We start from the raw sequence: 20431 nt of genomic DNA, 5'->3' as shown, positions 1-20431 counted from the left end.
GTTTCTTACTGGCCGCGCAACTGCGAAGCGAGTTTATCAAGCTGATCGGCGATCTGGTTCAGGTCTTTGTCCTGTTCACCCGGCGCACGGGTGGAATTACGCACAACCAGCTTTGCCGGTAACACTTTGGAGACCGTAACGTCATTATTTGTCGCCAGCAGCCGTTCTACCGCCTCTTTGCTCTGCAAATCCAGGTCCAGCGACACTGTGGTCAGCGCCGGATGAAAGAACGCGCTGTCGTAGGTGTCATCGTAGCCGACGATCGATACCTGCTGCGGGATAGCGACATTGTGCTGATGCAAGGCGCTTATCACGCCGAGCGCCATCTGGTCATTTCCCACCAGCACCGCAGTAAACTGCGGCGTCTCACGCAGCATCTGCAATGCATTGTAGTAACCGCTTTTCGCGCTCCAGTCACCGTGGATAACGGTCACCGGCTGTAACCCTTTTTCCGTCAGCGTCTCCTGCCAGCTTTTCAGGCGCAGACGCGATGACACCGAATCCTCCGGCCCCGCCAGCAGCGCGAACTCCCGGTGGCCTAGCTCCAGCAGATATTCAACGCTGGCGCGTGAACCGTCGGCGGGGTTGAAGCAAACGTTAAATACCGGACTGGTCGGATCGACGTCCACAAACAGGCAGAGAATATCGCGGTTATTCTCATAAATTTGCTCCGCTTCATCGCTCTCCAGCGGGATGTTGATGATCACACGATCGACCCGCTGGGATTTCAGCTCGTTAATGGAGTCCTGAATGCTCTGATTCACGTCCTCATCAATCATCGAAATCAGCACCTGATAACCGGCCTGATACGCATATTTTTTGACGGAGGCGGCTATCTGCGAAGGTGCGTGGAGCGCCAGCGAGGTGGTGACCAGCCCCAGCGTGAAACTTTGTTTACCGACCAGCTGCTGTGCCAGACGGTTCGGTACATAACGCAGGACTTCAATTGCCTGCTCGACTTTAAGACGGGTGGCGTCAGAAACGTTGGCTGACTTGTTTAAAACCCGCGAAACGGTCTGATAAGACACACCGGCATAGCGGGCAACATCTTCTAACGTCGAACTTTTCGATTTCATTCTCTTTCCCTGCTGGAACCCGTGAACGTAGCTTACCCCCACATCAATCGACTCAAACTACGGGATCTCATCTAAAAGTTCAATCTGGCGTACCAAACACTGCATAAGTTATACGTTAACATTGCATAATCTTGTGATTTAAATCACTACCCGTTTATTTATACACCACAAGTTCTGGATCTAAATCACAATTCAGGATGTGTAAAATTGATCATTATTGTTTCTGGGTATCTTATAGATTCCGTAAATGTGAACGTCATACAATCATAAGGAAAAAGAATGAAACACAACTTACGCACTCTGGCTGTGGCGGTTTCCCTCGCCATCACGGCAAGCCCGGCAGTGGCAAACGATATTGATTTTCATGGCTATCTGCGCTCAGGGCTGGGTGTTTCCGGCAGCGGCAGCTTAGAACAGTTCCAGAAAAATAAAGTCGGTCGTCTTGGCAACGAAAACGATACCTACGGCGAAGTCGAACTGGGCAGTGAAGTTTATAAAAAAGATGATGTGAGTTTTTATGTTGATTCCATGGTCAGCATGGTCTCCGACGGCTCAAATGATGATGAAAGCACCGTCAACGATGACGCGCAGTTCGGCCTGCGTCAGTTGAACCTGCAAATCAAAGGGCTGGTGCCGTGGGATAAAGATGCGGTGATCTGGGGCGGGAAACGCTATTACCAGCGCCATGATTTACACATCATCGACACCAAATACTGGAACATTTCCGGGGCCGGAGCCGGGGTGGAAAACCTGAAGCTGGGCGAAGGCGCGCTGTCTGTGGCGTGGATCCGTGGCGATGCCAATGACGTGGATTACCGCGTCGACGGCGATAACGACGTCAACATCAACTACATCGACGTGCGTTATGCCGGGATCAAACCGTGGAACGGCGCGTGGATGGAAATCGGTGCTGACTACGCCATGCCGAACCTGACGCACGATCAAAAAGAGTACGGCGGTCTGTACGACGCGGATAACGGCGTGATGCTGACCGGCGAAATCAGTCAGGACATGTGGGGCGGCTACAACAAACTGGTTTTACAGTACGCGGACAAAGGTCTGGCGCAGAACATGATCTCTCAGGGCGGCGGCTGGTATGACATGTGGAACTACACCAATGACGCCACCGGTTATCGCGGCATCATAACCGGTCTGATTCCGATCACCAGTAAATTCAGCCTTAACCACGTGCTGACCTACGGTCATGCGGATAACATCACGGCATACACTGACACCACCGAACTGGTCTCGCTGGTTGGCCGCGCGCAGTATCAGTGGACGGATTACGTGCGTACCATCGGTGAAGTCGGTACTTTCTACCAGAAAGACGATTACAAGAACGGCTCTAACTACAAACAGGGCGGCCAGAAATACACCCTGGCGATGGGCCTGGCGGCAGGTCCTGAGTTTATGTCCCGTCCTGAACTGCGCGTGTTTGCGTCTTATCTGAATGACTCAGAGCATGGCGATACGTTTGAAGATCACACCAAATCCGACACCTGGAACTTTGGGGTTCAGGTTGAAGCCTGGTGGTAAGTTGTTTGTTCATGAAGTAAACGTTATGCCTGAAATACCGTATTAAAATAAATCTGTGTCTGATGATATTAAGAAATAACCTCATTGTTATAAATGCTCAGGGTTTAACGCATTTTCTCTTGTAGGGGATCGTGACGTTTTTTGTGCCCGCACAGCAGCATCGTTATTATTACTAAAGTGTCAAAGTAAATAAAAAAGGCAGCCAAATTATCTGGCTGCCTTTTTATTATTTCAGTGTATTTTAAATTTAAATAACCTTAATTACTCTGCAAACCAAACTTCTCAGTCATCAGTTTCTTCAGGCTGTCGGACTGCTTGCCGAATATCGCATGTACTTCCTGGCCGATAATCACCACGCCAATTGCACCGGTCTGCTGGATAGCGCCGGAGTTAACGCGCTTTAACTCTCTGACTTTCACACGCAGACGGGTAATACAGGCATCGACATTTATAATGTTATCGCGCCCGCCGAGCGCCTCTATTAATAACGCTACGTCGGTGGACGGCGGCACTTCATCTTTCAGGTTTTTATTCTTCGCCGAGAACACATGCATAAAGTCTTTAATATTGACCATGATTAATCCTCTCTTGCAGAAATGAAAAAACGTGCGGCAGGGAATATTCCCCACGGCACGTCAGGAGTAAAAATTATTGTGTAATTTTACGCGTCAGGATCTGGCATCCAAATGCCGGTAACGTCAGTTTGCGCGGCAGATTTCCACCGTGAACGATATCCTGATAATCCTGCGGCAACACAACGGTCTGACTATCAGCATTGTAGTTTTGCAGGAAGATAAATTCACTTTCGCCATCGGTACGGCGTGCGGCGCTAACCCCTTCCGGCAGCGGCGTATTGATGGCGCGCGGCAGGTTCATCTCTTTGGCAAGCGCGGTGAAGAAGTCCGCGTGGAACTGCTGATCGTTGCGCGACGCCACGTAGTACGCCTGCCCCTGGCCGTACAGATTCACCGTCACCGCCGGATTACCGGCATAGAAATCGTCGCCATACGTGGCCAGCGCCGCCGCCCCTTCCAGATGGATCACTTCACACAGCTGCGAGGCGCGATAGGGACCGCTGAGCCCCAGCACGTTACCTTCGACACCGGCGACGCTGTTGTGCTGGTCATCGGTCAGGCTGTCGATCTCTTCCGCCCAGATACCCAGCACTGGACGCAGCGGTCCGGGGAATCCGTTAAGGAAGCACAAATCCGTTTCGTTGACGATGCCGCTCCAATAGGTCGCGACAAAGCGACCGCCCGCCTGAACAAAGGCGCTGATGCGCTCACCGACGCCTTCGCGCACCATGTAAAGCATCGGGGCGATCACCAGATCGTAGCCCTGTAAATCGCCGTCAGCGTTGATCACGTCTACCGCAATGCCCTGCGCCCACAGTGCGCGATAATGGTCGGCGACGGTATTTTCGTAATGCAATCCGGCGTTACGCGGCCCCATGGCATCGTCCATTGCCCAGCGACTTTCCCAGTCGAAGATAATGGCGACTCTGGCTTCCACACGACTGCCCGCCACCGGCGCTAATGCCGTTAAAATCGAGCCGAGTTCTGCGACTTCGCGCCCGACGCGGGTATCTATGTGCCCGACGTGATCGACCACCGCACCGTGAAATTTCTCGGAAGAACCACGGCTTTTACGCCACTGGAAATACTGGACGGAATCCGCACCGTGCGCAACCGCCTGCAGGGAAGACAGAATATGCATTCCCGGCTTTTTCAGTTTGCTGGTCGGCTGCCAGTTGGTGAAACTCGGCGTCGATTCCATCAGTACAAAAGGCTTGCCCTGTTTGAGGGTGCGCATCAGATCATGATACATCGCGGTATACGCCGCGAGACCGATGTCATCCTGACGGGTATGCCACATCGGGTAGCTGTCCCAGGAGATGAAATCCAGCACCCCGGCAAGTTTCCAGTAATCGTAATCGTAGAAATATTCCATGAAATTAGTGGTCGCCGGTAACGCCGGGTTTTCGGCTTTCAGCGGACGGATTTCATCGCTGCAAAAACGCGTGACCTGATCGGTGTTAAAGCGTCGCCAGTCGAGATTCAGACCGTGAACGCCGCTCTCGCCCTGTGGCGACGGTGATTCGAGCTGCGACCAGTCGGTGTATGTGTGGCTCCAGAAGGTACTCCACCAGGCTTTGTTCAGCGCATCGAGCGTAACGTAGCGTGCTTTCAGCCAGTCGCGGAATTGCCCCTGACAGGTGTCGCAGTGGCATTCACCGCCATATTCATTGGAGATGTGCCAGCCAATCACTGCCGGATGGTGCGCATAACGTTTCGCCAGCTGGCCGTTCATCAGCTGCACTTTCTCGCGGTAAACCGGTGAGCTCATGCAATGATTATGACGCCCGCCGTGCAGCGCCGGAACGCGGTCGCGCCCGACGCGCAGAACCTGCGGGTATTTCTGCGACATCCACGCCGGACGCGCGCCGCTTGGTGTGGCGAGAAACACCGAAATACCGTTTTCATGCAGGCGGTTTAGCACCTGATCCATCCAGTCAAAGGTGTAGCGGCCTTCTTCAGGCTCCAGCGCTGACCAGCTGAAAATCCCCACTGACATCACGTTGCAGCGTGCTTCTTTCATCATTTCGACATCGCGCACCAGCACATCGGGGTGATCCAGCCATTGCTCAGGGTTGTAATCCGCGCCGTGTAACAGACCGGAAATCTTACTGCTCAGAAGAGGGAATTTCGTCATGCTTAATCCTTTAAATCCGTAAGAAATAGACAGTGCTCCCCGGCCAAGGTGACCGGGGAAAAGGGAATCAGTTGAAGACTTTGATGGAAGGTAAAACCTGACCGTCACAGCTGAACAGCGCCTGATTTTCGCGGGCGTTGCCCTCTTTCCAGTGGTCATTGATGTAGGTCATTCCGGCCGGTGTCGCCCAGCCCGCACCGTTAACCGGGATCCAGGTCGGCTCCCAGTAGAACAGCCCTTTGCCACGGTTATCCGGGACGGCGACCAGACTTTTTATCATGGCGCTGAGGAAGTCGGCCTGCCCCTGCACGGTGCCCGGGTAGCCGCCGTCTTTGGCTTCTTTCTCGTTGAAACTGTTCTCGGCGGCATCACAGTTTTGGGTGCTGTAGCCGTACGCCACTTCCACGACGATCACGTCTTTGTTGTAGCGTTTACTGATGTCGTCCATGTTAGTTTGCAGCGCCGAAATCGGACCGTTCCAGTAGGTATAAAACGACAGGCCAATCACGTCGTAAGGTACGTTGCGCTGATTGATTTCATCGAACCACCAGCGGAAGGTGTCATTCTTAGTGCCTTCGGCCAGATGCAGCATGATTTTGATTTTCGAAGGATCTTTCTCATCCGCCCGCACGCCGGAAATCGCCGCATTCAGCAACCCGGCCAGACGGTCAAACTCACCGCCGCCCTCGCCCCAGCTTTTGCCTTCCGGCCACAAAATCCCGCCGTTCATTTCGTTGCCGACCTGCACCATATCCGGCACCACGCCCTGCTGGCGGAACTGCGCGATCACGTCACGGCTGTAATCGTGAATGGCGGTTTTCAGCTGCGGATAATCCATCTTCGCCCAGCTTTTCGGCTTGAACTGTTTGCCCGGATCGGTCCAGAAATCGCTGTAATGGAAATCCAGCAGGATTTTGAAGCCCTGCGCTTTGGCACGTTTCGCCAGTTCCAGCGTGGTCGCCAGATCGTTATTGCCGCCGCCGTACGGTTTACCCGCCGCATCTTTCGGATCGACCCACAGCCGCAGGCGCACGTAGTTAAACCCGTTTTGTTTGAGGATAACCATCGCGTCCTGTTGCTTGTGGTTCTGATCAAAAAACTTACCGCCGTGTTTTTCGACGTCAATCAGCGTGGAAATGTCCGCACCTTTGATGAAATCTGCCGGAACGTTGGCGACCTTTTTGATGTTGACGCTTTCAGCCGCACAGGAAAATGACATCGCCAGCAACAGGCAGGCAATCGTGCTTTTATTGAAAATCTTTTTATTCAGCAAAGTCATGATGATCATCCTTTAGTACTGCCGGCGGTCAGGCCGGAGACGAAGTATTTTTGTAAGGCGAGATAAAAAATAGCGACCGGCACTGCGATCAGCACCGCACCGGCGGCGTACATGGTGTAGTTCGCCCCCATTTTCTGCGCGACCAGGTTGTACAGGCCGATCGGCAGCGTGTATTTATCCGGCGTGCGCAAAATGGTGCTGGAGAGAATGAAATCCCCTAACGGCCCGGTGAAGGAGAACAGCGCAATGACTGCCAGAATTGGCTTCGACAGCGGCATGATGATTTCGATGAAGATGCGGAAATTGCCCGCACCGTCCATCCGCGCTGATTCATCCAGATCTTTTGGAATGGCGTCCAGATAGCCTTTCATCAGATAGGTATTCATCGGGATCATGCCGCCGACGTAAATCAGCACCAGCGCCAGATGGCTGTTGATAAGCCCCAGAAGCTGCGCCAGCACGAAGATGGCGATCAGCGCCGAAAACTGCGGGATCATCTGCAATAGCAGGAACAGCATCAGCCCGTCTTTGCGCCCCTTAAAGCGAAAGCGCGAGAAGGAATAGGCGGTGAAACTGACGCAAATCAGCGTCAGGATCATGGTCAGGAAACTGATTTTCATCGAGTTCCAGTACCAGCCGACGTAATTCACGTCACCGTTAAACAGGTCTTTGTAATGCTGGAAAGAGACGTTCTCCGGGATAATCGACGTACTGAGCAGGCTGTTACCGGCATTCAGTGAGGCGCCGACGGTCCAGATCAGCGGATAAATAATAATGACCGCCACGATCAGTAACAGGAAATAACTCAGCGACAGGCGGATAAACTTACTTCTTTTAATACTGCTGTTTTTACTCATCACCCTGCTCCCGCTTACGCCATATCATCTTGTTTAAATGAATTGGTTGAACGGAATTGCCACAGCGCAATACCGACAACAAATATTGACAGCAAAATCGTAATGGTTGCGGCAATGGCATATTGCGATGACGACATGGTCAGTTTATATATCCATGACACCAGAATATCCGTTCCTCCCGCATTCGAACCGGCCACAGCCGGGCCACCGTTATTAAACAGATAGATAATATTGAAGTTATTAAAGTTGAAGGTGTATTGCGTAATAATGATCGGCGCAATGGAATACAACACCAGCGGCAGCGTAATGGTTTTTAACTTCTTCCAGGTACTCGCGCCGTCCATCGTCGCCGCTTCATATAAATCATTCGGGATCGCCTGCAATACGCCGGTGGTCATTGCGAAGACAAACGGGAAGCCCAGCCAGGTCTGCATCATGATCAGCGCAGTTTTGGTCCAGAACGGATCCGTCATCCACGCTTTCGGCTCAATCCCTAACGCGGCCAGAATGCCGTTGTTGATAACACCAAAGGTATCGTTAAACATCCCGGCGAACACCAGAATGGTCACAAAGCCAGGCACCGCCCAGGGCAAAATCAGGATAGTGCGGATCAGCGCCTTGATGCGTAAATCTTTCTGATTTACCAGAATCGCCAGCATCACGCCGACGGTACATTGCAGCGTGGTCGCCAGCACGGTCCAGACTACCGTCCACTGTAAAACGTCCAGCAGCGTTGAGCGCCAGATGTTCAGCGTGAAGATATTAATAAAGTTTTTGAACCCAACCCAGTCGACCAATTTCGCCGGCGGCGTGTGGTACAAATTATAATTAGTAAACGCGATGGAGAAGCCGAAAATAATCGGAAATACCACCACAAACACCAGCAAAATAAAGCCTGGCGTTATCATCAGATAAGGAAAGCCTTCGCGAAGCAGTAAATGATACTGCTTTCTGACGCCGGGTAATTCCATACCCAGATCACGTCGTTTTCCGTTCACCCACGCATCGCGCAGGCTCCAGTAATAAAAACCAACGCCAAAGGCGGCGATCAGGACGCTGATAATCCCTTTAGCCAGCAGGAAGATGGAATTATCGCGCGGAACTTCTTCGCCCAGCGTATATAACCCCCACAAGCCCTGTTGCAGAAAATCATAAAATACCCCGGCGAAGCAAAACAGAATGATAAAAAAGATGACTCCCTTGGCCCATTGTCGGTTATAGAACTGACCAAAACCGGGGATCAGCGCCGCAGCCAGTGCCACCGGCGCATGGTGGCTGGCGGAGTGTGGCACGTGGTTTTCCTCGTCAAGACGCATAGACACAAAGATATTCCTTTCACTGGTGAGGGAGTGAAATCACTCCCTCCATTCAGACGTACTGGCTGGTAAGCGAATAATTTAGCGAATTACTCGTTGCTGGCTTTTGCCGCTTCAATTTGCATCTGGATGTTTTTCACGGCGTCATTGAGCGCGGCCTGCACCGGCTGCTTGCCGGTCACGCCGAGCTGGATGCCGTTGTTAGCCGGTCCCCAGACTTCCTGCATTTCCGGTACGCCCGGCATAGCGGTCGCATGGGTGGACTGTAACGCCACCGCGTTGGCTTTTTCATCGTTCTTAATCATCGGATCATTGACCAGCGCAGTCAGTGCCGGGATTTCCTTGGTCACTTCGTAACGCACCTTGGCGTACTTAGGCTGGTTGATGAAAGTGATGAATTTCTCTGCCAGCGGTTTCTGTTTGCTGTAGGTCGATACCGCATACCCTTTCACACCGAGGAAAGAGCTCATCGGTTTGCCATTGGGCAACAGCGGTAACGGTTTCACGCCGTAGTTGATGCCCGCCGCTTCATACGGCTGGAACGCCCACGGGCCGGTGATCACTGCCGCCGCTTTCTTTTCAGTAAACAGGGAATCGATGGCGTTCAGGCCGTTATCGCCGGTGATGCCCGCAGGGAATAATCCGTCGGCATAGAATTTTTTCAGATAGGTCACAGCTTCGACGCTGCCGGGTTTATTCAGGCCGATGTCTTCAACGTTCAGCTCGCCTTTGGCGTCTTTCCCAAATATGTAGCCGCCCATTGATGAAATCGCGCCGTAGGCGTAATACACCTCATCGAATTTGGCCAGCAGGCCATATTTGCCTTTCGCCCTTTCCTCTTTGGAGAAGGCGTAATACTCATCGAGGGTATCCGGCGCTTTTGGCAGCAGGTCCTTGTTGTAAATCAGCACCAGCGTTTCGACCGCTTTCGGCACGCCATAGGTTTGCCCTTTCAGCTGGAACGCGTTGATCGCCGACGGCGTAAAGCTGTCAGTGAACGCTTTGTCGAGCGTCAGCGGCGCCAGTAATCCCTGAACCACGGCGGTGCCAAGCTGGTCATTGGGGATCACCACCACGTCAGGACCAATCCCCGCCGGGCCATCCAGACGCAATTTTTCGGTTTGCTGCGCGTAAGGCGTTTCCTGCACGACGACTTTGACGTTGTTCTCTTTTTCAAAGTCTTTAACGGCGTCGGCAATACCTGAAGATTTCTTAATATCTTCCCAGACAAGTAACTGACCCTCGGCTGCCCGGACGGCCTGGCTGCTAAGGCTTAATGACATCAGTACCAAGGCAGTAAGGTGTGTAATTTTCATTGTTGCTCCTGGATGTGAAGGTATAACATTTTTGTGTGAAACCTGACGACACCCAATCAACAACCCATGCTAAAAAAACCCTTAAAACCTGTACGCACGGTGATTAATGTCGCTCTTGAATTCGTGTTATACGTTAAACTTTGAATAACAAAATCACTACCAAAAGATGTGTATTGTGTGATCTGCTCTCCAAAATTCGAACCGCCCTGTGCAAACGTTTACACAAGGTGGTTATAGTCCGAAATATCAGCGGTATGAATCTTTAAGAGGTCAAACATGTCCAGCATCAGACTCAAAAATGTGGTGAAGCGTTTCGATAAGACAGTGACGCTGCATAACATCAATATTGATATTGAAGATGGCGAATTCACGGTGTTCGTCGGGCCGTCCGGCTGCGGAAAATCCACATTGCTGCGCATGATTGCCGGGCTGGAAGAGATTACTGAAGGTGATGTATATATCGGTGAGCAGCGGGTGAATGACGTCGATCCGTCACGACGCGGTGTGGCGATGGTGTTTCAGTCGTATGCGCTTTATCCACACATGACGATTGCCGAGAACATGGGGTACGGGCTGAAAGTGAACGGCGTACCAAAAGAGGAAATCCGCCATCAGGTGGAGATGGTCGCCAAAACCTTACAGCTTTCCCATCTGCTGGACAGAAAGCCGAAACAGCTTTCCGGCGGTCAGCGCCAGCGCACCGCCATCGGACGGGCGATTGTACGCAATCCTCAGGTGTTTATGTTCGATGAACCTCTTTCCAACCTCGATGCCGAACTGCGCGTGGACATGCGTCTGCACATTTCTAAACTGCATCAGGAACTGAAAACCACCATGGTGTATGTCACCCACGATCAGACCGAGGCGATGACGCTGGCGGATAAAATTGTGGTGATGAATTACGGAAAAGTGGAACAGATGGGCGCGCCGATGGATCTCTACTACAACCCGGTGAATAAATTCGTCGCCGGTTTCATAGGTTCGCCGAAGATGAATTTCCTGCCCGCCGAGGTGATCAGCTGGCAGCCGGAGCGGCTGGAAGTCCGCCTGACGCCGGAGAAAACCCTGACGCTGGCCCTGCGCACCAGCGAACTGGCTATCGGTGATGCCATTACGCTCGGTATCCGCCCGGAGCACTTATTATCGAAAGAGACGGAAAATCAGCTGGAGTTTAACTGCGAAGTGGTCGAGCGACTGGGCAACAGTACGTACCTGTTCGGCCAGTGCTACGGCACCGACGGTTTCAAAATGCTGCTGCCAGGTGACATGGCGTTCAATCCGTACCAGAGCCTGACCACATGGTTTGATGCCGATCGCTGCATGGTGTTCAACGACGCCGGTCTGCGTATCAGCGCGGCAAGTTTGTCTCATCTTCACTAACCGCCACATCCCCTCCTGTAAAATTCGGGCGTAAAAAAACCGGGCATAAACCCGGTTTTTTGCTTTTAGCAGTAACGAAATTACTTGGTTTCGTTCGCTTTGATTTCGCCCATCGCTTTCAGCTTTTTGGACATTTCACGACGTTCTTTCGACAGGTCTGCATTACGGATGATGTAGTCATCAACGCGATCTTCATAGTCGCCGCGCATGCTGGCAATGATTGCCTGAATTTCGTCGATGCTCATGCCTGGCTTAATGTAATCGCTCAGGTTGTCGAGCAACAGAACGCGCTTCTGGTTATCGCGGATTTTCTTTTCGTTGTCAGCAATTTCACGTTGTAATTTGTTTTTACGACGGAAAATACGCACGAACTCCAGAACGTTCTGGAAGCTAGGCTTATTGATATTGTCCATTTTAACACCTTCGATTAAGTTACACAGATTCAGTGACTGACTTGTCGCAACCGCTTTGCCTACAAAGAATAACAACTTAGCAAAAAGCGTAGCAAAATTCGTGCTGCGCGCTCAGATAATCGTCCAATAACGTCATCTTACCCGTTTTAGGCCGCAGACAAAAATCCCTTCACGCTTTCGGCGTTTTAACGCTGCTTATTTGAGCTTCTTCTTTCTGCATCACCATGGTGATCAGGTCACCCATGGATTTGAGTTGCTCCGCCACCTGCGCACTCAGCCAGACGTAGCCATACACCTGCGCTTCCAGATGGTGGGCGGCATTCATTTCGGTCATCAGCGCTTTCAGCTCTTCCGCCGATTCATTCAGCTCATTGGAAATTTTCAGTTCATCGCCGCGCGTACCGTTGAGCAGCATCAGGCTCAGTTTTTCCAGCGTATCAAGCATCAGCAGCTGTGCGCTGCGTAAGGTGCGGGCATTGAGCATCAGAAAATGGCTTTCGCGGGAACTCCAGTAGGCATCGGCCAGCAGCTCAAGCGTGCACAGCAGATTACGGCTCAGTGTCTGGATAGCGTCAAACGCCTCGCGCGGCACACGGGTTTCTTTACTCGATGGCGCAAACAGGGAACGCATCTTGACCATCTGGCTCATGGCATTTTTCAGCTTACGATCCAGATGCGGGCGTTCCAGCAGGTTCGGCGACAGCCACGCGCTGTAGATTTTATTCAGCGACATCAGATAATCTGCCATCTGCATACGCCAGTGAATGAAGGCGCGCTGCGGATAAATACTGGCAAACAACAGCGCCAGCAGGGATCCGAAAATGACATCACCGGAACGCCACAGCGCCATTTCCATATCCCCCGGCCCCGCCCCGCATACTACCGCCAGCGTAATACCGATCAGCAGCGCCATGTAAGGCCGTTTGCCGAGGGTCAGATACCCGCTGACAAACATTACCAACGCGCACCAGACCAGCATCACCGGCAGGGAATAAAGCTCGAGCCACAGGGCAATCAGCCCCGACGCAGCTCCGAGCACCGTGCCGGTCACGCGTTCCATCACCCGTTGAACCACGTTTCCCCAGAATGAAATCGGCCCCATCACCACCACCAGCGTGATCAGCGGCCAGGTGCCTTCAGGAATATGGGTCAGGCGTACGATAAGGAACGTCAGGATAAACGCCAGCGCGATACGCAGCGCATGGGTGACCCGATAATTGCGGTAGATGACGTTATCCAGCGGAGAAATTTTCTTGTCGAGACGCACGTTTAGCCAGCCGTAGGCGAAAGTTAAATGATGCCGCTAGTTTAGCTGAGTTAATAAAGTGGATCACCCCGGTTTGGTCAGGGTTTGGGGAGATGGGGACGGAAAATCCCGGCGTTTTTAGTACCGTCTTCCAGAGCAGAGGATTTTGTCATGACATCAGGCCGACGGATGGTATCCTATCCGCAGTTTCGTCCCATTCCCGCAGTGATAAGGTTATCTCCGTAATGTCAGACAAGCCGCAAAAAACCTTTTATTTCCACGATTACGAGACATTCGGTAAAAATCCGGCGCTGGATCGTCCGGCACAATTTGCCGGGGTAAGAACTGACGAAGATTTCAATATCATCGAAGAACCGTTAGTCATCTATTGCCGCCCGTCTGACGATTATCTGCCAGAGCCGGAAGCGGTGATGATCACCGGCATTACGCCACAAATCGCTCTCGAACGCGGCGTGAACGAAGCGGAGTTTACCGCGCAAATCCATAAAGCCTTCAGCGTACCGGCCACTTGTATCGTCGGGTATAACAACATCCGTTTCGACGATGAAGTCAGCCGCAACATTCTGTATCGCAACTTTTACGACCCGTACGCCTACAGCTGGCAGAATGGCAATTCCCGTTGGGATTTACTCGACGTGATGCGCGCCTGCTACGCGCTGCGCCCGGAAGGCATCAACTGGCCGGAAAATGACGAAGGCTTCCCGAGTTTCCGCCTTGAGCACCTGACCAAAGCCAACGGTATCGAACACGAAAATGCTCATGATGCGATGGCTGACGTTTACGCCACCATTGCCATGGCCAAGCTGGTGAAGCAGGCGCAGCCGCGTCTGTTCAGCTTCCTGCTGGAGCATCGCAGTAAACACAAACTCAACCAGCTTATCGACATCCCGTCTATGGCACCGCTGGTTCATGTCTCCGGTATGTTTGGTGCCGCACGCGGCAACACTGCGTGGGTCGCGCCACTGGCGTGGCATCCTGAGAATAAAAATGCCGTGATCATGTGCGATCTGGCCGGTGATATGTCGACGCTGCTGGATCTCGATCCCGATCAGATGCGCGAACGTCTGTACAGCCGCCGCGATTCGCTCGAGCCCGGCCAGTCTCCTCTGCCGGTCAAGCTGGTACACATCAATAAATGTCCGGTGCTTGCCCCGGCAAAAACGCTGTTGCCGGAAAATGCCGAGCGCTTAGGAATTGATCGTCAGCGTTGTCTGGAGAACCTGCAACTGCTGCGTCAGAATCCACAGGTGCGCGATAAGGTGGTGACAATGTTCGCCGAAGCCGAGCCTTTTGTCGCCTCCGAGGACGTTGATGCCCGCCTGTATGACGGTTTCTTCAGCGACGCCGATCGCGCCGCGATGCGCATTCTCCTTGAAACTCGCCCCGAGAACCTCCCTGCGCTGGATCTGACGTTTAACGATTCACGTATCGAACCTCTGTTGTTTCGCTTCAGAGCGAGGAATTATCCCGAGACGCTGACGGACGCCGAACAAAAACGATGGATGGCGCACCGGCAGACGAAGCTCACTAATGAGCGCGTGCAGGCGTATATTTTTGAGCTTGAATCGCTCTATAACTTGCATGAGGGGGATGCGGAGAAGATAGCGCTTCTCGGGGCGCTGTTTGAATATGGGAAAAAGTTGGTTTCGTAGATTGCACAAGAGCCGCAATGGCGGCTTTTTAAATCTGATCGAGAATATTTCGGTTTCTCAATATCTGTAATTGCCTGACCTTTCGCGCCGAAACCGACCCGAGGGAAAAGCTTTTCCCCTCGGGACTCCCCTCGCTTTTTCAAACCAGTGCCATGCAAATCGGCTATGTTTCATAAACTCCCGCTATTACCGCAACTTGGCCCGCCCGGATCACTTTAAAAGCAAAACACTTTGCTCAAAATTCATCTGGTTTTGACTTTGAAAAATGGTGAAATGGCGCGATCAAAAAATCCTGCCGAACGGAGCGGCTTCGAGACCTTAGGCTCGAAGACCGAGAGAGGGCACCGCGTAGCGGCAGGGTTTTAGCCACACGCGAAACTCGCAGAACACGTCCATCGGCCAGACAATAGCGCGTGTTTGAAAAAGCGGGGGGAATGCAAAGGGGGAAAGCACTTCCCCCTTTGCTCGGTTTCGGCGCTGCGCGTTAAGAGATCACCGCAATTAAGAAACCGAAATCATCTCGATCAGATTTGAAAGGCCGCCATTGCAGCGGCCTTCTGCAAAAAAAGTTTCCGGCCCTTTCCAAAGGGCCATCCATCACGCCTCGGGGGCGATTTCTCCGCTCATCTGCGGTGGCTGCTTCCTGAAAGCATTGGTAATAAATGCCAGGTATCCCAACCCAATCGCGCCCCAGACCAGACCCAGCGTCATTGAGCTCGATTCCAGGTTCAGCCACAGGGCACCGACGGTCAGTGCGCCAATCACCGGCAGGATCAGATAATGGAAATGATCTTTAAAGGTTTGGTTACGCTTCTCACGAATGTAGAACTGCGAGATTACCGACAGGTTCACGAAGGTGAAAGCGACCAGCGCACCGAAGTTGATAAGCGCCGTCGCGGTTACCAGATCGAACGTTATCGCTGACATCGCAACAACCCCTACCAGCACGACGTTGAACGTCGGGGTACGCCATTTCGGGTGCACATAACCGAACACTTTTTCCGGGAAGACGCCGTCGCGGCCCATCACGTATAACAAACGTGATACGCCCGCATGAGCGGCCATGCCGGAGGCCAGAACGGTCACGCAGCTAAAGCACAAGATGACGGACTGGAAGAATTTACCGGCCACGTACAACATGATTTCAGGCTGAGAAGCGTCCGGATCTTTGAAGCGCGAAATGTCCGGGAAGTACAGCTGCAGGAAGTAAGACACCACTACGAAGATGATGCCGCCGATCAGCGCCGTCAGGAAAATCGCTTTCGGAATGACTTTACCCGCGTTTGGCGTTTCTTCAGACAACGAGCTGATGCCGTCGAAGCCGAGGAACGAGAAGCACAGGATAGTCGCACCGGTAATCATCGGCACCACATGCGCGTTTTCACTGAAGAACGGCTTGGTGGTCGCCAGCGTTCCCATACCTTCGCCCATGTACACGCCATGCACCAGCAGCCCGAGGAAGACCACCATGATCGCAACCTGAACGACCACGATAATACTGTTCAGGTTCGCTACCACTTTAATGCCGCGCAGATTGAACGCAGTCATCAGTGCGACCAGCGCGGTAACGAAGATCCACGACGGAATGCCCGGGAAGATGGCTTCCAGGTAAATTTTTGCCAGCAGGATGTTGATCATCGGCATGAACAAATAGTCCAGCAGAGATGACCAGCCCACCATAAAGCCGACGTGAGGGCTAATCGCCTTCTGTGCGTAAGTGTAAGCAGAACCGGCGGACGGGAAACGACGCACCAGTTTGCCGTAACTCACGGCGGTAAACAGAACGGCAATCAGTGCAAAGATGTACGCAGTCGCGACGTGACCATCGGTCAGGCCGGAGACGATACCGAAAGTATCGAAAATGGTCATCGGTTGCAGATAGGCCAGGCCCATCATCACAACCTGAACCAGCGTCAGGGTTTTACGCAGTTGTGCGCGCTGAGGTGCCGGAGCGGCAGAAACATTAGCAGACATGGCTCAGCCCTCCCTGGATTGCAGACACCGGGCGCTTAGACGCCTCTGAACGCAACGTACAGGGAAAACTTCGTGAGTTATTACCAGTAAACGGGGGATTGATCTTCACATCGCTGAACATGGAAGTGAAGGCTGAGCGAAGGTGGCTGCAGCTGAAAGAAGCACCGGCGGGCACCGGTACAGGTTTGAAGTATTGCCCCATTTTACATTTCCTCATAGTGGCGACCGTTTTGAATTTGGGATCGCACACGCACCTTGTTATCTATCCGGATCTGGGTCCGGCCTCTGTTAAATTAGTTTGGGTACTGCACATACAAAAAAAATAACCGGCGCCTTTAAGCGTCGGTTATCTGCAGTGCGGCGTATTTTGCACAAATCACGCATGAATGACAACAATCAGTGGCGTCCAGTTACAATTTCTTTTCCAGTTTTGAACATCATGTGCATGTCTGTTAACCATTCACTATGCGTTACGCAGCATCCAGTCGATTTCTGTTTCCGTTACACGGCGTTCAAACTGCAATAATTCATCTGACTTACAGGCGTGATAAACCTGCGAAAAACGCTCGCCGAGGTATTTTTTCAACGCCGGTTGTTCATCAAAGTCATACAAAGCATCGCTCTGACGAATAGGCAGCGGAATGCCCTCCTGCTCCAGACCGTTCCCCGTCACCGGTTCCGGCAGCGGTAAATCGTTGTCCAGCCCGTACAGCATTCCCGCCAGCACGGTGGCGACCACCAGATACGGGTTGGCATCAGCACCGGCCACACGATATTCAACCCGGTGATCGGCCACGCCACCGCACGGCACGCGCAGTGCAACTGTGCGGTTGTTATGCCCCCACGATGCCTGCGTCGGCACATACATGCCCGGCTGGAAGCGGCGGAACGCATTGACGTTCGGCGCTAACACCGCCATCGACGCGGGCATCAGGGCAATCATCCCGGCCAGTGACCGTTTCATTAATTCGGAGTCATCGCCATTGGCGTTGGCAAACAGGTTTTTGCCATTGTCGTCGAGTACGCTCAGGTGGATGTGCATCCCGCTGCCAGCATACTCGTCATAAGGTTTCGCCATAAAGGTGGCGTCCATTTCGTGATTTTCCGCCACAAGACGCACCAGACGCTTGAGCATCAGGGCATAGTCGCAGGCGCGCAGAATATTTTCGCTGTGCTGTAAATTGATTTCAAACTGACCCGGAGAGGACTCCGCCACCGCGCCAGAAGCCGGCAAGCCCTGAATGTGCGCCAGACGGTCGATGTCACTCAGCACATCAGCAAAATGATCGAGATTATCTACAGAATAAACCTGCGTATGCATGCTGCGCTCTTGCGTGCCGGGTGTACATGGCGGCTGGATAAAGCCTTCAGCGTCGCGCTGCCTGTCAAGCAGATAGAACTCCAGCTCTACCGCTACCACCGGGAACAGGCCCCGCTGGCGCAATGTTTGCCAGATATGATTCAGCACATTGCGGGGTTCAACGTTAAAGGGAGTGCCATCTTCGTCAAGCATAGTCAGCAGCAGTTGCCCGGTGTGCTCAGGATCAGAGGCTGAAGGCGTTAAGGTGCCGGGAACCGGAATACAGTTGCGATCGGGTTCGCCAAGCTCCTGGCCGAGGCCCGCTTCTTCCACGACATTACCGAGAATGTCCATGGCGAATACGGATGCCGGGAAATAGCAGCCTTTTTCGAGTTTACGTAATGAAGAGACGGGAACGCGTTTGCCGCGGAAGGAACCATTGAGATCGGTGAGCAGGACGTCGACGTGAAGGGTAAGCGGGTGACGCTCCAGGTATTGAGACACTTCATCCTGGAACGCGCTACTTCGCTCTTCAATGTGCTTAGCAAGAGGTTCGTTCTCGCTAATCTCTTTCTTAATTTCATTCATCAGTTGAGTCGCTTGCATAGGTTTTCCGCCATTTGCTGGTTTCCGGCGTCAACGGCACCACCATGATGCCTGCCGGTTAAGCCTTACCGTTTGATTGCTCTGTTCAACGCAGTTTTCTCATGAGTCTTCATTCTCAGTTATCACAGTGATTCGCTTATCCGCCCGACCGTGCTCAAAATATAGGCCATATGATTAACCCTAGCCTTAACATTAATTTTTTGCAACACATACAATTTGATAACAACTCAGTTTGAAATGCCATCAATGCGCTGCTAAATTGGTCAGAAGAAGGCCAGAATCATTGAAATAATTCCGAACAGCCGCGTGTGGAGAGACGCCCGCTGTCATTTCATTCATCCACTCAACGAGGCGGTATTATGGGCAATATATTTTCCACGGCATCCGCTGGAAAACAGACCAGCTACAGACCGATCATTGGGGTAGTAATGTGTGAAAACACCGTTGATGAAAACCCGGCTCTCACCGTCCACGAAAAATATCTGGACGCCATTTTTAACGCCGACGCCCTGCCCGTCTGTCTGCCGCATGAACTGGCGGCGCGCGAAGGTGCAATAGATCAGATCCTCCGCGGTCTTGACGGCATCTTCCTCACCGGCAGCCCCAGCAATATTGAACCCCATCAGTACGGTGAAGAAGGTGTCGAGGCACTCGCCGATCCGGGGCGCGATCGTCTGAGCCTGCAACTTATCCGTGCCACGCTGGATAAAAAGATCCCTTTATTTGCGGCATGCCGCGGCATGCAGGAACTGGTCGTCGCGACCGGCGGCAGTTTGTATCGCAAGGTGCAGGAGGTGCCGGGCTATAGGGATCACCGCGAAGACACCAGCCTGCCACATGACGACCAATATAACGTCGTGCATCCGGTGCATATCGAACCGGGCGGACTACTTTCGGAATTGTTACCCGATTATCAGCAGTTTCAGGTGAACTCCCTGCACGGTCAGGGGGCAAAAACGCTGGGGGCGGAACTGAATGTGGAAGCCCGTGCGCCGGATAATCTGGTAGAGGCCGTTAGCGTTCGCGATCATCCGTTTGCTCTGGGGGTGCAGTGGCATCCTGAATGGCACAGCCTGACGGACCCGGTGTCTCGTCAGTTGTTCAACGCTTTTATTAATGCCTGCCGCAAAGGCCATCAGGCCCGGAGCGCTCGCGAGGAATAGACGGATGAGCGAAGTCAGTCTGGCGCCTGGCCGCCGGCTTTCTGAAATTCGTCAGCAACTCGGCATGTCTCAACGCAAAGCCGCCGAGTTGTCTGGCCTGACCCACAGCGCCATCAGTACCATCGAACAGGATAAAGTCAGCCCCGCCGTCAGCACGTTACAAAAACTGTTGCGGGTATACGGGCTGTCGTTATCCGAATTTTTTGCTGAAGCCCGCGAGAGTGACAAACCAAAAATTGTCATCAATTCGGCAGACTTGATTGAAATCGGCAGCCGTGGCGTGTCCATGAAAATGGTGCACAACGGCACGCCCAACCACGCGGTCGCCATGCTGCTGGAAACTTATCAGCCCGGCAGCACCACCGGCGACAAAATCAAGCATCAGGGAGAGGAAGTCGGCACCCTGTTAGAAGGGGAGATTATTTTAACCATCAATGGTCAGAGTTATCCGCTGCGTGCCGGGCAGAGTTATGCCATCAATACCGCCAACCCACACAGCTTCAGTAATATTTCCACGCGAATTTGCAGGATAGTTAGCGCACATACCCCTAATACCTTCTAGTTGTCGCAGGATCTGGGCCTGA

The 20431-nt window shown here is 52.7% G+C and carries 16 protein-coding genes; 5 read left to right on the top strand and 11 right to left on the bottom strand.

Going from position 1 to position 20431, the window contains the following annotated elements; translation table 11 throughout:
• Window positions 1-5: 5 nt before the first annotated feature.
• Complete coding sequence (locus ACMHLI_RS04910; protein ID WP_413528504.1) at window positions 6-1076, bottom strand: LacI family DNA-binding transcriptional regulator; 1071 nt, start codon at window positions 1074-1076, stop codon at window positions 6-8.
• Between the two features lie 279 nt (window positions 1077-1355).
• Here ACMHLI_RS04910 and ACMHLI_RS04905 point away from each other — a divergent pair, with 279 nt between their 5' ends.
• On the top strand, window positions 1356-2612 hold the full coding sequence (locus tag ACMHLI_RS04905; protein WP_413528503.1) for a maltoporin: 1257 nt from the start codon (window positions 1356-1358) through the stop codon (window positions 2610-2612).
• 257 nt (window positions 2613-2869) lie between these two features.
• Here ACMHLI_RS04905 and ACMHLI_RS04900 read toward each other — a convergent pair whose 3' ends face one another.
• The 6 genes from ACMHLI_RS04900 to ACMHLI_RS04875 all read right to left on the bottom strand — a co-directional run bounded on the left by ACMHLI_RS04900 (window position 2870) and on the right by ACMHLI_RS04875 (window position 10092).
• A complete protein-coding gene (locus tag ACMHLI_RS04900; protein ID WP_413528502.1) occupies window positions 2870-3187 on the bottom strand; it encodes a glucose PTS transporter subunit EIIB in 318 nt (105 codons plus the stop codon).
• A 73-nt stretch (window positions 3188-3260) separates the two neighbouring features.
• Window positions 3261-5324: a beta-galactosidase gene (locus ACMHLI_RS04895; protein ID WP_413528501.1), complete on the bottom strand. Its 2064-nt coding sequence runs from the start codon at window positions 5322-5324 to the stop codon at window positions 3261-3263.
• Between the two features lie 67 nt (window positions 5325-5391).
• On the bottom strand, window positions 5392-6603 hold the full coding sequence (locus ACMHLI_RS04890) for an arabinogalactan endo-beta-1,4-galactanase (RefSeq protein WP_413528500.1): 1212 nt from the start codon (window positions 6601-6603) through the stop codon (window positions 5392-5394).
• A 5-nt stretch (window positions 6604-6608) separates the two neighbouring features.
• On the bottom strand, window positions 6609-7460 hold the full coding sequence (locus ACMHLI_RS04885) for a sugar ABC transporter permease (protein ID WP_413528499.1): 852 nt from the start codon (window positions 7458-7460) through the stop codon (window positions 6609-6611).
• Between the two features lie 14 nt (window positions 7461-7474).
• Window positions 7475-8776, bottom strand: a complete 1302-nt coding sequence (locus ACMHLI_RS04880) for an ABC transporter permease subunit (RefSeq protein ID WP_413528595.1) — start codon at window positions 8774-8776, stop codon at window positions 7475-7477.
• A gap of 89 nt (window positions 8777-8865) precedes the next feature.
• Entirely contained in the window at window positions 8866-10092 is a 1227-nt protein-coding gene (locus ACMHLI_RS04875) for an extracellular solute-binding protein (RefSeq protein ID WP_413528498.1), read from the bottom strand.
• Window positions 10093-10368: 276 nt separating this feature from the next.
• Here ACMHLI_RS04875 and ACMHLI_RS04870 point away from each other — a divergent pair, with 276 nt between their 5' ends.
• The gene (locus ACMHLI_RS04870) at window positions 10369-11472 is read left to right on the top strand and encodes an ABC transporter ATP-binding protein (RefSeq protein ID WP_413528497.1); all 1104 of its coding nucleotides are present in this window, start codon (window positions 10369-10371) and stop codon (window positions 11470-11472) included.
• An 80-nt stretch (window positions 11473-11552) separates the two neighbouring features.
• On the opposite strand, the gene ACMHLI_RS04865 is transcribed toward ACMHLI_RS04870, so the two are convergent.
• Together ACMHLI_RS04865 and ACMHLI_RS04860 are read right to left on the bottom strand one after the other, a co-directional pair.
• Entirely contained in the window at window positions 11553-11885 is a 333-nt protein-coding gene (locus ACMHLI_RS04865) for a DUF496 family protein (RefSeq protein WP_112164482.1), read from the bottom strand.
• A 169-nt stretch (window positions 11886-12054) separates the two neighbouring features.
• Window positions 12055-13152 carry an FUSC family protein gene (locus ACMHLI_RS04860; RefSeq protein WP_413528496.1) on the bottom strand — a complete coding sequence of 366 codons (1098 nt, stop codon included), beginning with the start codon at window positions 13150-13152 and terminating at the stop codon, window positions 12055-12057.
• Between the two features lie 224 nt (window positions 13153-13376).
• Here ACMHLI_RS04860 and sbcB point away from each other — a divergent pair, with 224 nt between their 5' ends.
• On the top strand, window positions 13377-14804 hold the full coding sequence (sbcB, locus tag ACMHLI_RS04855; RefSeq protein WP_413528495.1) for an exodeoxyribonuclease I: 1428 nt from the start codon (window positions 13377-13379) through the stop codon (window positions 14802-14804).
• Between the two features lie 597 nt (window positions 14805-15401).
• On the opposite strand, the gene ACMHLI_RS04850 is transcribed toward sbcB, so the two are convergent.
• Window positions 15402-16778 (bottom strand): APC family permease, encoded by a 1377-nt coding sequence (locus ACMHLI_RS04850; protein ID WP_413528494.1) that lies wholly within the window; start codon window positions 16776-16778, stop codon window positions 15402-15404.
• A 463-nt stretch (window positions 16779-17241) separates the two neighbouring features.
• Window positions 17242-18666 (bottom strand): glutamine synthetase family protein, encoded by a 1425-nt coding sequence (locus ACMHLI_RS04845; RefSeq protein ID WP_413528594.1) that lies wholly within the window; start codon window positions 18664-18666, stop codon window positions 17242-17244.
• Window positions 18667-19043: 377 nt separating this feature from the next.
• Between ACMHLI_RS04845 and puuD the strand changes: the two genes are divergently transcribed.
• Both puuD and puuR read left to right on the top strand, forming a co-directional pair.
• The gene (puuD, locus tag ACMHLI_RS04840) at window positions 19044-19847 is read left to right on the top strand and encodes a gamma-glutamyl-gamma-aminobutyrate hydrolase (protein WP_413528493.1); all 804 of its coding nucleotides are present in this window, start codon (window positions 19044-19046) and stop codon (window positions 19845-19847) included.
• Window positions 19848-19851: 4 nt separating this feature from the next.
• Window positions 19852-20409: an HTH-type transcriptional regulator PuuR gene (gene puuR, locus ACMHLI_RS04835; protein WP_413528492.1), complete on the top strand. Its 558-nt coding sequence runs from the start codon at window positions 19852-19854 to the stop codon at window positions 20407-20409.
• Window positions 20410-20431: the final 22 nt, after the last annotated feature.

The sequence above is a fragment of the Rahnella inusitata genome, from assembly GCF_965118895.1.
Classification (GTDB): Bacteria; Pseudomonadota; Gammaproteobacteria; order Enterobacterales; family Enterobacteriaceae; genus Rahnella; species Rahnella inusitata_A.
The sequence above is the reverse complement of the archived record's forward strand: the minus strand, read 5'-3'. Positions and strand labels throughout refer to the sequence as shown.

Coding starts and splice junctions, on each gene's coding strand:
- puuR (WP_413528492.1), top strand. CDS start 19,852: ATGAGCGAAGTCAGTCTGGCGCCTGGCCGCCGGCTTTCTGAAATTCGT.
- ACMHLI_RS04880 (WP_413528595.1), bottom strand. CDS start 8,776: ATGCGTCTTGACGAGGAAAACCACGTGCCACACTCCGCCAGCCACCAT.
- ACMHLI_RS04865 (WP_112164482.1), bottom strand. CDS start 11,885: ATGGACAATATCAATAAGCCTAGCTTCCAGAACGTTCTGGAGTTCGTG.
- ACMHLI_RS04890 (WP_413528500.1), bottom strand. CDS start 6,603: ATGACTTTGCTGAATAAAAAGATTTTCAATAAAAGCACGATTGCCTGC.
- ACMHLI_RS04870 (WP_413528497.1), top strand. CDS start 10,369: ATGTCCAGCATCAGACTCAAAAATGTGGTGAAGCGTTTCGATAAGACA.
- ACMHLI_RS04845 (WP_413528594.1), bottom strand. CDS start 18,666: ATGAATGAAATTAAGAAAGAGATTAGCGAGAACGAACCTCTTGCTAAG.
- sbcB (WP_413528495.1), top strand. CDS start 13,377: ATGTCAGACAAGCCGCAAAAAACCTTTTATTTCCACGATTACGAGACA.
- ACMHLI_RS04885 (WP_413528499.1), bottom strand. CDS start 7,460: ATGAGTAAAAACAGCAGTATTAAAAGAAGTAAGTTTATCCGCCTGTCG.
- ACMHLI_RS04875 (WP_413528498.1), bottom strand. CDS start 10,092: ATGAAAATTACACACCTTACTGCCTTGGTACTGATGTCATTAAGCCTT.
- ACMHLI_RS04905 (WP_413528503.1), top strand. CDS start 1,356: ATGAAACACAACTTACGCACTCTGGCTGTGGCGGTTTCCCTCGCCATC.
- ACMHLI_RS04850 (WP_413528494.1), bottom strand. CDS start 16,778: ATGTCTGCTAATGTTTCTGCCGCTCCGGCACCTCAGCGCGCACAACTG.
- ACMHLI_RS04895 (WP_413528501.1), bottom strand. CDS start 5,324: ATGACGAAATTCCCTCTTCTGAGCAGTAAGATTTCCGGTCTGTTACAC.
- puuD (WP_413528493.1), top strand. CDS start 19,044: ATGGGCAATATATTTTCCACGGCATCCGCTGGAAAACAGACCAGCTAC.
- ACMHLI_RS04900 (WP_413528502.1), bottom strand. CDS start 3,187: ATGGTCAATATTAAAGACTTTATGCATGTGTTCTCGGCGAAGAATAAA.
- ACMHLI_RS04910 (WP_413528504.1), bottom strand. CDS start 1,076: ATGAAATCGAAAAGTTCGACGTTAGAAGATGTTGCCCGCTATGCCGGT.